Genomic DNA, 13,603 nt, shown 5'->3' on the forward strand with positions numbered 1-13,603 from the left:
CAAAAAAGCTGATCTTCAATCAGCTTTTTTGCTATTTCACTTCAATTTGATAAGACTTGTTCTGCTGAGGATCAATCATGTCACCATATTCATCAAAGTTTGATTTTTCTGCACATTGAGTATCGATCAATAAGCGTTGATTTTTTACAATAAAACCTTGTTTTAATTCACAAGTCCAAGCTTTATTATAAATTTTTTGGCTGAGCTTTTTGCCTGTTAAATCAAATTGCGTCACCTCAATCAGCGACTGAGCAAGCGTTCTTGCTGGATGGCTCTGCGATACAGACAATACGTAGTATCTGCCACCATGTAATTGACAGTCTTCAATTCGACTTGAAAAATAATCTGGATTGACAATAAATTTTTTAAATGGCTGAGCACCCAATTTGATATAGGAAACATCGGCTGGAATAGTGTCATCAAACTTAGATTTAAACTGACAAGACACATCTTTACTGACCACATTGTTGGCTGGTTTTGCAGAGACTTGTGCTGTAGCCAAGCAGACCAGTATGCCGATCCCGGCTAAATTTATTTTATGATTCATGATTTTGCTTGATTTATAAATAATTGAAGTTTATATGAAAAAAGAGCCAGTTTAGACTGGCTCTTAATGTTTTTAAATTAGTACTTTCTAAACAACTGCCACAGACTGATCAATGCCAATACACTGAAAAACAGTAATGACCAAACAGGTAAAGACTGTCCTAAGAAAGTCCAATCAACCATGGCACATTCGCCAGAACCCTTAAGCACATTTTCAAACACAGCCTTTAAAGGCAAAGTGTTGACCCAATAGTCCAGACCGGGACCACAACTTGGGACCTGATCTTTGGGTAGATTCTGTAGCCACACATGACGAGCGGCAACACCAACTGACCAAGAAATCGCAGCTAAACCCAAAAAGCTATAAATGCGTTTAAATACATTTGTTTTTGGGTTATGCAAAAAGGCAATCAGTGAAATTAGCCCTAGACCAATCAATCCAATACGTTGAAATACGCATAGTGGACATGGCTCAAGGCCTTGTACATGCTCTAAATAGAGCGCAAATGACATACCAATCACACTTGCCAAAAATAAAAGACCACTTACGAAGCGATAACTACGCCATTGCATGGAACTTCCTCATTATCTAATTAATGCTTTATCTAAATTTACTCAGATAATCCTCGAAACTTATACTTGTATTTTGTTCAAGTTGCTGTTGTTCTGCGAGAGATGTTCGAGTAAGCCCCTCAAAATACGCTAAAGTTTCCGGACTTAATACATGTTGTTCGTAACTTTGGATATGTTGATTGGCCATATAGCCACCAAAATTCCATGTACCACCTTGCTCTACAGTATCGGCAATCACATGCGCTGATAGTGTTTCATCCACATCATCAATACGTGTTTGCATCACCGTCAATGCTTGACGATATAAATCTGTTGCATAGGATTGGTTGAGTAGATCTGCAAGTGGTTGCATGGCGGTGACATGCTGTTGAATCCACTCAAGTAATGGATATTCAACACCCGCTTCAATGATTTTCGCATTTGGCGCACGACCACGATTGACCACTTCAGCCTGATTTTGCTCAATAATATCTTGTTCTTCATCCCATAAATCTGGGCTTTCTTTAAGCAAGCAATACAACGCAACCACTTCCAAGAAGCCTGCTGTATCCTCATCGATGCCAATCGCACTGTATGGATTTACATCTACCGCGCGTAACTCAACATAGCCAATCCCACGATTTGACAAGGCCTGAGATGGCGTTTCCCCTGCTTGTGGCACTTGTTTTGGACGGACTAAGCTGTAGTATTCATTTTCAATTTGTAAGACGTGATCATTAATTTGAATCGGCTGACCATTGGCATCGTTTAAACCTAAATGACTAAACTGTGCATAAGGTGAATTGACTGCTTTTTGTAATTCAGCCACGTAACTTTCTAAATTGTTGTAATGAATACCCAATTGTTTTTGTGCAGAATTCTGATAACCAAAACGCCCCATACGCAATGCTGTGGCATAAGGTAGAAATAATGTGCCTTTGATTAAAGGCAACAATTGATGCTCACGCCCTGTCATAAAGCATTTACAGACTGAAGGGCTGGCACCTACCAAATACATCACGAGAGGAGTTAAACGAATAAAGTTACGGATTAATCCAAGATAACGATGACTGCGATAATCTTGCAGGCTTAATGCTTTAAGCGCTTCATTGCTTTCGTGTTGTTGTAATTGTTCAAATAACGCATCTGGGAAAGACACATTATAATGCACACCCGAAATCGTCTGCATACGGCGCCCATAACGAATGCCGAGACCATGACGATATAAGGTTTTGAATTGACCAATATTGGATGTGCCATATTGCGCCAAACGGATATTTTCTTCTTTGTCATCCAGCATACATGGCATGGACAAAGTCCATAGCTTTTCATCATTTTCTAAATGACGATGCACAACAGCATGTACATCGGTTAAAAAGCTTAATGCTTCAGGAATGCTTTCTTTGGGAGGTGTAATAAACTCCATCAAAGCTTCTGAATAATCTGTGGTGATATGCGGATGTGTTAGGGCTGAGCCTAAAGACTGAGGATGATCAGCCTGTGATAAAAAGCCATTACTTTGCATACGCAGGCTTTCACGTTCGATGCCACGTAACATGCCTCTGAATAAGGTAGAATCCACCCAATTTGGTACTAAAGATTGGGAAATCGTTTCGGGTTGACTCATACTTACTCGCTTATCTTAAAGAATTTTTTAAAATAAAATGTTTTGATGCGCGCAGTATAACGTTATTTATCGATATACACGTATAAGCATCGTTGTTTTAAATGAATTATTCACTTTATTTCGGAAAAGTTTTTAACACAAACTACCTCTACAAGACATCTAAAATTTGTGATTTTATAGAAAAATTACCACTAAAGAATTGTAACTACTATGAATTATCAAGAAATTATCGATTTTTGGTTTAGTGAAGAAACTCAACCATTTTGGTTCGCAAAAAGTGACGCATTCGATCAAACTTTGCACCAGCGATTTGCACATACCTTGGATCAAGCCAAACATTGTGAGCTATGGACTTGGCGTGCCACAGCAGAAGGTCGCTTGGCTGAAATTATTGTTTTAGATCAATTCTCGCGTAATTTGTATCGAGATCATGCTGAATCTTTTGCACAAGATGCCTTGGCACTTGCGCTAGCACAAGAAGCAATTCAGCTGAATTTAGATCAACAATTAAGCCCCGAACAGCGTTCATTCCTGTATATGCCATTTATGCATAGTGAATCAAAAATTATCCATATCCAAGCTTTACAACTTTTTGAAGAGCTGGGCAATCCACTCAATTTAGATTTTGAGAAAAAGCATAAAGTGATTATTGATCGTTTTGGGCGTTATCCTCACCGTAATCAAATTTTAGGGCGAAGCTCAACGGCAGAAGAAATTGAATTTTTAAAACAGCCGAATAGTCATTTTTAATCCTATTTATTTTTATCTAAACAGCTTATGCAGAAACATTTTGCATAAGCTGTTTGACCAACGCATCAAAGCATGCTGAACCATCAGAAACAACAAGCGTTAGAAAACATAGCTGTGTTTAATAATGGTATTTTCAATCATTTCTGCATGTATGGACTTTAACTGCTGTTCATGCGAGTCAAAACTTGGAAATAGCGGTATGCCCTTTCCAAGAAGAACAGGCATGATAAAAACCTCTAAAGTATTGAGCAGCTTCTGTTCAATAAAGGTGTTCTGCAATTGTGTTCCACCGACAATCCAGACATTGCCATTATAATTCTGTTTAAGGTGCTCAACAAGTTCGTCCACAGCTAAGTTCCAGCGCGAAAGCGAGGCATGAGTTAAAGCTAAATCAGGATTAGAAGTGACGATAAATCCTTTCTGGTTTGGATAAGGCCACGCCTCAGCAAAAGAACAAATCACTTCATAGGTTTTACGCCCCATAATCACGATATCGATATCTTGGATAAAATCATCATATCCACAATCAATACTTTGAAATGGCGCTAAAAACGCTACAGAACCATCTGGTGTTGCGATATAGCCATCTGCGCTTGTTGCAATATACCCTTTAATTTGAATACTCATTTAACCCTCTTTCAACAGCCTTCACTCTTAACAGTCTTCATTTTTTATCATGGATCAAATACGCATAATATAAGGCTTATTGTTTAAATTTTACGTGAACAGTCATTTATCTTGTTGAGTATCATCCTGAATTAACAAAATTCTTCTTGAAATTCATTGTCAGTCCATCAATTTAGAACAATATACTGAGGATTATAAATTCATTAAATTCCATCCAGAAGAATGGAAAGGAGAGACACATGAACAAAGTACTCATTGGTCTAACTATTGCTGCGGCGCTCACCATCACAGGTTGTGCGACAACACCAAGCAAACCACGTACCTTTGACCAGCTTGGGCAATACACTACGGTTCCACTTAACGATCATAGCTATCGCATCAGCTTCCAAGGCAATAGCAATATGAGTTTTGGAACAGCTGAAGAAATTAACCTTGTCAAAGCCGCACAAACAACGCTTTTAAATGGGTTTACTTACTTCAAGGTTTTAGATGATCCAAGTAATCGCACTCAGCAACCGCCTCGTAAAGCAGTAGTTTACCCATCATCAAACTACTATCCATATGGCTGGGGCTATCGTCGTCATCCAGTGTTCTGGAATGACCCATTTTATGATATGCCACAAGTGGTGACCATTGACCCTGTGCAAATTTCCTATACGATAGAATGTTATAAAGATAAAAAATCATCACCGAATGATGCTTTTGACGCTCGTCTGATTTTGCAATCTTTAGGACAAAAATATGGTGTTAGTCCGACAGGACAAGTACTGCAACCACAGCCTGATGCGGTAACATCAACGAAATAAAAATGCAGAAATCGATTTAGGAAAATGAATGAGCGGAATTGAACAAAGTGAAGTTCTCAATGAAATTCCAAACTTAGATCGAAGCAAACGCTTTGCGACCATCGCCTTGGTGGTGGCTGTTGTCGCATGGTTTGCTTTGATCATTTCCGCCAAACTGATGCCTGAATATGCTTGGTTTATTCACATTCTCATGCTGGGTGCTGAAGCTGGCGTGGTCGGTGGCTTAGCCGATTGGTATGCGATTACCGTGTTGTTTCGTAATCCCTTTGGGAAAATCCCCATTCCTAAATTTTTAAAAGATCACACCGAAATCATTCCACGTAATAAAGCACGTATTGCGGAATCAATGGGTAAATTTGTCCAAGAAAATTTTCTATCTCCACAAATTGTTGAACGTAGTTTAAAAAGTATTGATCTTAGTTTTGCTGTCGGTCAATGGCTGGCCAATCCTAAAAATAACGGTCAAGTGGTGGATGTGATTCAGCAAACGGTTCCAAAAATTTTCGAATTTGTCGGGCAAGACCAAATTGGACGCTTTATTCAAAACAACAGTGTGCAATGGGTTCGAAATACTCGAATGAACCAATTGGCAAGTGAAATGTTGCGTGCAGTTTTAGAAAATGATTTCCATCAAGATGTATTACAACGTGGACTGGATATTGCCCATGAATGGATGATGACCCATCCTGAAAAAACCCGTGAAATTACCCAAACTATGTTTAAAGAACTTGGTGTTTCACGCCTTGCCAAAGGTGCCAGCTGGATTGGGATTGATGTTGAGCAACGCACCATTGATTCAGTGATTGAAAAAGTGGAATCCATGCTTGCTGATCAGGAGCATCCAATTCGTCAAAAAATTGAAGAAGCTGCACATGAGCTTATGTTGCAATTGGCGGATAACAATAGCCATGCCAGCATAAGTTTAAATGAAACCAAGAATGCCCTGTTAGACAGCGAACCAGTACTCAACTTTATTACTGGTGCTGTGGTGATTTTATGTGATGCGGTTAAATCTGACTTGCTTAAAGCAGACTCGGGTATTGCCATGAATTTACGTATCGCCATTCAGCAGCTCGGTGAAAACTTGATGCAAAATCAGTCTGTACGTGAATTGCTGAATGATCGAATCAGCGGAATTGCCATCAATTTAAGTGACCAATATAGTGAGAAAGTGATTAAGTTTATTAGTCAACGTATCCATGAATGGGACTCAACCGAAATGATCGCCAAGATTGAAAATGAGGTAGGCGGTGATTTACATATGATCCGTGTTAATGGTGTTGTGGTCGGTGCATTTATTGGTCTAAGTTTAGGTGTGATTCGTGCTGTGATTGATTTTGCGATTTAAGAATATAAGGCTTTAAATGATGCAACAAAGGTTGAAGATTCAACGGAAGTGATTCGTACTATTTCGGCAAAAAGTAAAACATCACAGAAGAATGGTTATAAATCAAATTTTACCTGATGACATGCTAAAAGAATAAAGAAATCATTCTTAACTTTTTAGGATTAAAACCATGAATTATTTTGCAAAGGATCCCTTCTAGGTAATGTTACCTAGGAGGAACCGTGAAAAATCTAAAATATCAATATCAAAACTCTATAAAAAGGAACCCTGATGATTGCTTTTCGAAGCGTTATCCAAATATTAAAAGCCTTTATTATAAAGCATTTAGTACACACCAAGAGAGAAGTTTTTATTTTCTACATATAATTGAATATAAAGACTATCCTCTTAAGATTCGTGTTGCACGTGGTAACGGCTTGGCTCAAGCTTGGGATGATTTACCAACCTATGTCTATAAAGTTGCCAAAAGTTGGAAGCATAACGCCAAAAGAAAGCATCAGTATTACAAAGAGCATGAGCAACAATAAAAAATGGGAGTTTAACTCCCATTTTTTAACACTGCACTTTTATAAATTTAAATGCTGTATCAATCAATCGCATAATTGATGGTCACGACAACACGCGCAATTTTATTAATGGTGGCTTTATCATAAGCACCGCCATAATCGCTATCATCATCAGAACCACTTTCAGGTAAAATATAAAACGCACCCTGACTTGCAGAACGCATCGCACCGACTTTTACCCCACCGACTTTTGCAAACTCATTGGCACGGCTATGCGCATTTTTAGTTGCATTGGCGATCAATGACATTTTTATTTCTTCTAGATTCGACACCAAATACTGCGGTTTTTGCTCGATGGATATGCCTTTTTCATCTAATAAATATGCATCTTTTGCGGCTTTCTCAATCTTTTGAATATCACGACTATTTATCACTAGTGATTGCATCGCAGTATAGCCTCTAAACTCGCGGGTAAATTTTCCCTCGCCTTGATTCACTTCTTCATAATAGGGTTGAGAGCTTTTATTACCCAGTTTCATTTCTGTTGCCTTAAACCCGTGCTCAACAAAGAAATCTTGTAGTGCTTTTACTTCCTGATCTAACAATTGATAGGCGGCTGAAACACTGTCTGAAGCACGACTGGTTTGCAGATGAATCTCCCAGCGCGCTAGATCCGCTTGTATAGGTTTTTCAGCCAACCCTTTGACCACTATTGAATTTTTTTCACCATTAAACTGCTTAAGTGCATAGCCCATGACACTTGCCGAAATAATGAATCCTAAACTTAGAATGAGTGCAAAGACCCATAAAGTTTTATATGTAATTGATTTATTTTCCATTATTGTAGTATCGCTAAAATTATTATAAATAAGTTATAGTAAGGATCCTACAACAAGTCAACCCACTTTGCCCCTATAAACAATATTGCTTTATGGTTTGCATTGCTGATAAAAATTAATAACGCCTTATAAAAATCAAAATAATTCATCTAATCATCATATGAAATTTACATGATCTGATTCAGCGCTTAAAGTCACTGCTAAAGTGCGTTTAAGCCATCTAAAATTGCTCTGAAACGAATGAATGAAATTTCAGTTTAGATCTTGTGGGCTTAAAAATGAAAAATTTAGCAATCATCTTATCGGTAATTTTAGTTCTCACTCTTTTGTAGTTCTATTTAGTTAATCTTACGCATCATACTCGGTGATATACCATAATGTTTTCTAAACTCACGTGAGAATTTTGACATATCATCAAATCCACATTGATAGGCAATTTGATTAATCTTATGTGTATGTTCATTGGTCTGTATCAACATCTTCTTGGCTAATTGCAAACGACTTTGCATCACATAACGGCCAAATGTGGTTTCATTCTGTTGAAAAAGTTTACTGATATATCGCGAACTAATACGAAGATCTTGAGCAATATCATGAATACTCAGCCCACTATTGTCTAAGTGCTCCAGAATTAAATGCTTGACCTGTACGAGCATGCTGTGGCTACTGGATCGAGGCGTTTTGTCTTTGATCTGATCAAGAACCACATAACGGAGTAAATCAAAAAATTTATGCAGTACCACCTGCTGAAGTTCTGTTGAAGCCTGCTCAGGGAACCAAAATAAATCATGTGCGTAATTTAATAATAAAATTTTCAGTGGATGCCCATCACCAAAAGCATGACCGCACAACTGGTCAGGTCGCCCAAAATACTGTTGAAATTGCTCACGAGGGAACATGAGAACCAGTTGATTGAATTGTCCATTCAAATACAAATCATACGGCTGCTGGGTATCATGAAAAATAAATTGCCCTTTGCTGAGGCATTGTTCACGACCATGATACTGAACACCCATTTGGCCTTCTATCAGGAAGATAAATAAAATCTCATCATGATGACTATGTCTAATATTGGAGGCATGCCGTTCAACATGTTGACCATAGCCTTTGATTTCAACCAGTTGAATATTGCCTATATGTTTTGCAGACAAAGCACCAAAAAAGCCATCCTGTACAGAAACATTACAGGTCAATGGTACAAATACTTGACTAATCGCATCCTGCCAATAGTCACGTTGCAGCTTATTTTTGACACGCCTTGTGTCATAGTTAAACATCATTGTCTCTCTTATTCTTAGACGCTTATGCAATAAAGCTAATCCGTTTAGCATAATTTGTAAACCTTCAACTCAGCGTCTCCTAACCTTGAGATCAAGCAAAATTTATCTCTTTTACATTTGAAATCATTATTTGGATTTTTAGTTCCGTATAGATCTATGTTTTGTTCCTGCTCAGCATACCCCCTGATCAATCTTTAGCTTTATAACCAAAAGTGCAATATTGCTTAGTTATTGAGAAAGGATCACTCATGAAAACTTCAATTAAAGTCGCTTGTGTACAAGCGGTTCCTGCATTTCTCGACTTACAAGGAAGCGTAGACAAAACCATCAAAATTATTGCCGAAGCAGCAGAAAAAGGGGTTGAACTTATCGCCTTTCCAGAGACTTGGATTCCTGGCTATCCATGGTTTTTATGGCTAGATTCTCCCGCTGCAAATATGCCATGGGTATATCAATACCATCTCAACTCACTTGAGCTTAAAAGTGACCAAGCCAAACAAATTGCGGATGCTGCAAAAAAACATAATATGCATGTGGTTTTAGGCTTGAGTGAGCGTGATCATGGCAGTCTGTATATTTCCCAATGGATTATTGATCATCATGGGGAAACTATCGCTGTACGTCGAAAATTAAAAGCCACCCATGTAGAGCGCACCTTATTTGGTGAAGGTGATGGTAGTTCTCTGCAAGTCTATGACACTGCACTTGGTCGCATTGGGGCGCTGTGCTGCTGGGAACATTTACAGCCCTTAAACCGTTATGCAATGTATTCGCAGCACGAACAAATCCATATCGCAGCATGGCCTAGTTTTAGCTTATATACGGATATGACTGCCGCACTCGGCGCAGAAGTCAACAATGCAGCTTCACGTCTGTATGCAGCTGAAGGACAATGTTTTGTGCTTGCATCTTGTGCGATGGTTTCTCAGGAAATGATTGACGCTTTATGTACCGATGACACAAAGAAACAGTTATTAAAAACTGGTGGTGGTGCATCACGAATTTATGGCCCTGATGGTGGTGATCTTGTCACTCCACTTGCCGAAGATGAAGAGGGTCTGTTAATCGCTGACATTGATCTTAATCATATTATTTTTGCCAAAAATGCAGCAGATCCTGTAGGGCATTATTCTCGTCCTGATGTTTTTCAGTTGTTCTTTAATGCTCAACATAAACCCAACTTGATTTATTCAGCACCCGCTGTACGTTCCTCTATAGAGCCAACAAATATTGATGTGACAGCAGAATTGGAGGTTGAAGGAGAATAAATAAGGATTTGCTGTTTTTGGTTGTATAAGCGGTACAACTCAATCTTGGTTAATTTTTAATTAAAGGAAGGTTCTATAAGGGCCTTTCATTTTATAGAGGGCTTTTATGTGAAATGTTTTATGTAATTAAAATCTCAAGCCTCGAATTTTTTCATACTATGCACTTCAATTAGCTTTTTCTTTTGACTCATAGACATATTTTTTAATTTTAAAATATCTTTATTTAATAGCTTATCTGTTTCTAACAACTCTTCAAATGTCATAGATTCTAGGATCGCAATTGTATCAGGCTCTAATTGTGTAAGTTCAAACTTTGCTTTGTTCGGATCATAGTAAATAAATTTTTTTACTCCAGAGTTTTCAATTTTTTTGTAATATAAAATACCACCACTAAACAACTCTTTATTTTTATAAACTTTAAATTTTAGGTGATCCTCTGCAAAAGAGTAGCCATTTTCTACAACACTATCCTTAATAATATTTTCGGTATAATACATTTTATTAAAATTAGTATTAAACACATAAAATTCATAATAAAAAACATTAGAATTAATCGAAGTGTTTTTTATTAAATCTCCTTGATTAACAATTGTTTCTTTCTTAACCAAGCCGTACCATTTTGAATTAAAATATTTTTTATATGTAAATAAATTTACATTTAAATCTTTCAAACTTTCCTTATTTTCTATACTAAAATTTAAATGAGTGGACTCTTGCATATCTTGTGAACATCCTAAGAAAAATATAAAGAAGATCAGAAAAATTATTTTTTTATTTTTCAACACGAATTCCACCCTAAATTAGTATTGCATAATGAGCATGCTATTATTCTGCTCTAATGAGTTCTAGATCTTTTAGTTCTTGAATCTCTTTATCATTTAAATTTAATTTTTTCACATGCTTTTCAATAATATAAGCATTATTTTCCTTTAGTTCTTCTATTTGCATATTTTTTAGTTTTTCAAGCACTGACTCTGATAAATATGGTTCAAATTTAGATGTTTTAGGAAGACTAAATTTCGTAAAAAAACTCAAGTCAATAGGTTCATCAAAATAATTTCTACCTATTTTAGGTGAAAATTTAACCTCTTCAACATTTATTTTCACATCATTTCTATAATTTGAAAAGATAACACTTTCTTCTGTTGGTGTAATAATGAGTTTATATTTATTGTTATCTTTCTTTTTACTTGGGTGAAGCGATTCATCATTTGAATGATATTCTAAATTCCATTGACCTTTATATAGATAGCCAGATTTATTTTTAATATAATATTCTATAACTTGGGAGCCTTGTGGTTCCATTTTATAAATATTACCTTTGGATAGTAATGTTTGTGTTCTATTTAAGCGATGATATCCATTTGTAATATTTACACTATTATAATTTACAACAATATCATGACTATAATTTTTAGCATTATCTATTTCCACAATAAAATTAGCTTGTGTTTGCATAATAAAGTACCTAATAATTATTACTATTAAAATCAATACTAAACTGATTGAAAATATTAGTTTTTTTCCAAATTTCATATTTTTTGATCTGGTGAATTAAAAAACTCTTGTGTCTTAGCATATAAAAGTATGCCATTTTTATAAAATCTCATAGGTAAGGCTTTTATCCATACTAAGGTTGCCTGCATTCCTTTACCTGCTTCACTAGCAACCATATATGTATCACCAGTAAACCATCCCATATTTTTATTTCTTGCAAAAGTAGTACTTCTACTTGATGGATAAAATGATGGAAAGCTTGAATCTACTTGCCCTCCAACCTCTACATTTTTAAAATTGGATAATTGTGAAATATTCTTTGCAAAACTCTTTGCTTCATGGGCTGTATTACAACCAAAAAAAGTCATTCGAGGATTTGATGAATGCCAATAAAAATTTAGTTTACTCCACCCCATTAAATTTAATTGTGTATAACTGTATTCTCCAGTGTAGGGATTTTGGTATGGGACTCTATCGGGATCATTAATACTATCATTCACTATGATTGGCCCATCAAGTGCAGCATGAGAAAATATTCCAATTTCCTTAACCATCACTTTATTTTTCCCACCATACTCTTTAAACCAGTAGTCTGTAATAGATTGAAATTCAGAAAATTTATGTACTGGTGGACAATGAACTTTATGAATGTTTTCATCAAACCAATCTGTTCTTTTTATATTTTTCATACGTGTATGAGCTGATTCTGAAAACACATTTTTAGCCTTATCCTCTTCTGCTATCCAAAAGAAAAGAAATAGTGATTTTTTTCTTGTTATCTTTTGAGTGATCTGGGTACCTTCTGGCGCTGTTATACCATTTGAAGTGTTAAGTTGATTATTAGCCATAGCGATTTCATCATATTTCTAAGTGTATTTTTATTTCTTGTGGATGTGAACTATACAAAGTATTTGTCCAGCCATCTTTATCCGTCACGCCTTTGACTTCTCTCCCATTTTCATAATATGCAGTATATTTCGTATTCGCATATGGAGCTGAATCATCATCTACAAATCTATATCGTAGACTGTTTTGTTGAGTTTCAGGCAATAAAGGTATTTTTAAAGATATCTTTTCCCCGCTCTTAAAAATATGCTGCCCAGCTTTTACTTCAAACTTTGCTGGAGTGATTATGGTTATGCCATTTTTATTGATAATAATTTGAGAACCGCCTGCCATAGCCCACCTTTTATTAAGTTTTACTAAAATTATTTGTAATTATAGTTTAATATAAAAATTCAATAATTCAAAACTTACAATAAAATTATGACTTTTATCATTGCGATACAATTAAATGACAGCGCCATTATTGCAGCAGACAATAAGAAAATTGTTTTAAAAGAAACAACGCAAAGCCAATTCAACATAGAAATGGCTTCAAAAATTTATCCGTGGGATAACGGTATCATTACAGGTACTGGTGAAGACTACGTTGTCAGTAGATCTATTGAGCTATTTAAAAAATTAGCGCATTCAGATCTAAATAAACTTCCTCAATGTCTTGAAATTTCAAGACAGATGAGAGAGTTAGAAATTGGAACAAATTATTTCCAGGTGGAAAATACGAAATTGTTGTGTTCGAGCTATAGCGAACATGGTGCACAGCTCTATAAAATTGAGCGATTTGATCCATTACAGCCGTACAAATTGATTGCTGTTAAACCACTGGATATATCGGTTTGGCTCTTTCACCCCAACATTGAGAGCATTTCAACAGACTTACAACATCTTTATAGAGATCTCAAAGATTATTGCGCTTTTAGCAATGAAACGGACTGGATAAATTACTACATCAATCGAATAACAGTGATTTATCAAAAACAAAGCCTGTATGATCCCTTAATGAGCCAAAGCTTTGATATTTTTTTTCAAAATAAGGATAAGTACATCTTTGGTCATATTTCAAATACGCAGGATGAGCCATTAGAAATTAGAGAGTTTTAACCAAACCAGTAAA

16 protein-coding genes are annotated in these 13,603 nt (G+C 36.1%); 6 read left to right on the forward strand and 10 right to left on the reverse strand.

The window, feature by feature from the left end:
* Positions 1-31 precede the first annotated feature (31 nt).
* From F981_RS04105 to gshA, 3 genes are all read right to left on the reverse strand, one after another.
* A complete protein-coding gene (locus tag F981_RS04105) occupies positions 32-547 on the reverse strand; it encodes a hypothetical protein (RefSeq protein WP_004718676.1) in 516 nt (171 codons plus the stop codon).
* Positions 548-624: 77 nt separating this feature from the next.
* Positions 625-1,119, reverse strand: a complete 495-nt coding sequence (locus F981_RS04110; protein ID WP_004718679.1) for a disulfide bond formation protein B — start codon at positions 1,117-1,119, stop codon at positions 625-627.
* Positions 1,120-1,147: 28 nt separating this feature from the next.
* A complete protein-coding gene (gshA, locus tag F981_RS04115; RefSeq protein WP_004718681.1) occupies positions 1,148-2,725 on the reverse strand; it encodes a glutamate--cysteine ligase in 1,578 nt (525 codons plus the stop codon).
* A gap of 210 nt (positions 2,726-2,935) precedes the next feature.
* Here gshA and F981_RS04120 point away from each other — a divergent pair, with 210 nt between their 5' ends.
* The gene (locus F981_RS04120) at positions 2,936-3,475 is read left to right on the forward strand and encodes a DUF924 family protein (protein WP_004718682.1); all 540 of its coding nucleotides are present in this window, start codon (positions 2,936-2,938) and stop codon (positions 3,473-3,475) included.
* A 99-nt stretch (positions 3,476-3,574) separates the two neighbouring features.
* Here the strand turns inward: F981_RS04120 and F981_RS04125 are convergent, their stop codons facing one another.
* Positions 3,575-4,102 (reverse strand): dihydrofolate reductase family protein, encoded by a 528-nt coding sequence (locus tag F981_RS04125; protein WP_004718685.1) that lies wholly within the window; start codon positions 4,100-4,102, stop codon positions 3,575-3,577.
* 239 nt (positions 4,103-4,341) lie between these two features.
* On the opposite strand from F981_RS04125, the gene F981_RS04130 reads away from it, so the two are divergent.
* From F981_RS04130 to F981_RS04140, 3 genes are all read left to right on the forward strand, one after another.
* On the forward strand, positions 4,342-4,908 hold the full coding sequence (locus tag F981_RS04130) for a CC0125/CC1285 family lipoprotein (protein WP_004718687.1): 567 nt from the start codon (positions 4,342-4,344) through the stop codon (positions 4,906-4,908).
* A 28-nt stretch (positions 4,909-4,936) separates the two neighbouring features.
* Entirely contained in the window at positions 4,937-6,256 is a 1,320-nt protein-coding gene (locus F981_RS04135; protein ID WP_004718689.1) for a DUF445 domain-containing protein, read from the forward strand.
* 221 nt (positions 6,257-6,477) lie between these two features.
* Positions 6,478-6,783 (forward strand): hypothetical protein, encoded by a 306-nt coding sequence (locus tag F981_RS04140; RefSeq protein ID WP_004718691.1) that lies wholly within the window; start codon positions 6,478-6,480, stop codon positions 6,781-6,783.
* A 59-nt stretch (positions 6,784-6,842) separates the two neighbouring features.
* On the opposite strand, the gene F981_RS04145 is transcribed toward F981_RS04140, so the two are convergent.
* Positions 6,843-7,601, reverse strand: a complete 759-nt coding sequence (locus tag F981_RS04145) for an SIMPL domain-containing protein (protein WP_004718693.1) — start codon at positions 7,599-7,601, stop codon at positions 6,843-6,845.
* Positions 7,602-7,939: 338 nt separating this feature from the next.
* Positions 7,940-8,881, reverse strand: coding sequence for an AraC family transcriptional regulator (locus tag F981_RS04150; RefSeq protein WP_004718695.1), 942 nt, complete (start codon positions 8,879-8,881; stop codon positions 7,940-7,942).
* A 248-nt stretch (positions 8,882-9,129) separates the two neighbouring features.
* Here F981_RS04150 and F981_RS04155 point away from each other — a divergent pair, with 248 nt between their 5' ends.
* On the forward strand, positions 9,130-10,149 hold the full coding sequence (locus tag F981_RS04155) for a carbon-nitrogen hydrolase family protein (RefSeq protein ID WP_004718698.1): 1,020 nt from the start codon (positions 9,130-9,132) through the stop codon (positions 10,147-10,149).
* A gap of 134 nt (positions 10,150-10,283) precedes the next feature.
* Here F981_RS04155 and F981_RS04160 read toward each other — a convergent pair whose 3' ends face one another.
* From F981_RS04160 to F981_RS04175, 4 genes are all read right to left on the reverse strand, one after another.
* Complete coding sequence (locus tag F981_RS04160) at positions 10,284-10,934, reverse strand: hypothetical protein (protein ID WP_228129016.1); 651 nt, start codon at positions 10,932-10,934, stop codon at positions 10,284-10,286.
* Between the two features lie 40 nt (positions 10,935-10,974).
* The gene (locus F981_RS04165; protein ID WP_004718702.1) at positions 10,975-11,607 is read right to left on the reverse strand and encodes a hypothetical protein; all 633 of its coding nucleotides are present in this window, start codon (positions 11,605-11,607) and stop codon (positions 10,975-10,977) included.
* Positions 11,608-11,681: 74 nt separating this feature from the next.
* Positions 11,682-12,494, reverse strand: a complete 813-nt coding sequence (locus F981_RS04170; protein ID WP_004718706.1) for a hypothetical protein — start codon at positions 12,492-12,494, stop codon at positions 11,682-11,684.
* 10 nt (positions 12,495-12,504) lie between these two features.
* The gene (locus F981_RS04175; RefSeq protein ID WP_004718708.1) at positions 12,505-12,825 is read right to left on the reverse strand and encodes a hypothetical protein; all 321 of its coding nucleotides are present in this window, start codon (positions 12,823-12,825) and stop codon (positions 12,505-12,507) included.
* Between the two features lie 87 nt (positions 12,826-12,912).
* On the opposite strand from F981_RS04175, the gene F981_RS04180 reads away from it, so the two are divergent.
* Positions 12,913-13,590 carry a hypothetical protein gene (locus tag F981_RS04180; RefSeq protein ID WP_004718710.1) on the forward strand — a complete coding sequence of 226 codons (678 nt, stop codon included), beginning with the start codon at positions 12,913-12,915 and terminating at the stop codon, positions 13,588-13,590.
* Positions 13,591-13,603 lie beyond the last annotated feature (13 nt).

Source organism: Acinetobacter guillouiae CIP 63.46, assembly GCF_000368145.1.
GTDB classification, from domain to species: Bacteria; Pseudomonadota; Gammaproteobacteria; order Pseudomonadales; family Moraxellaceae; genus Acinetobacter; species Acinetobacter guillouiae.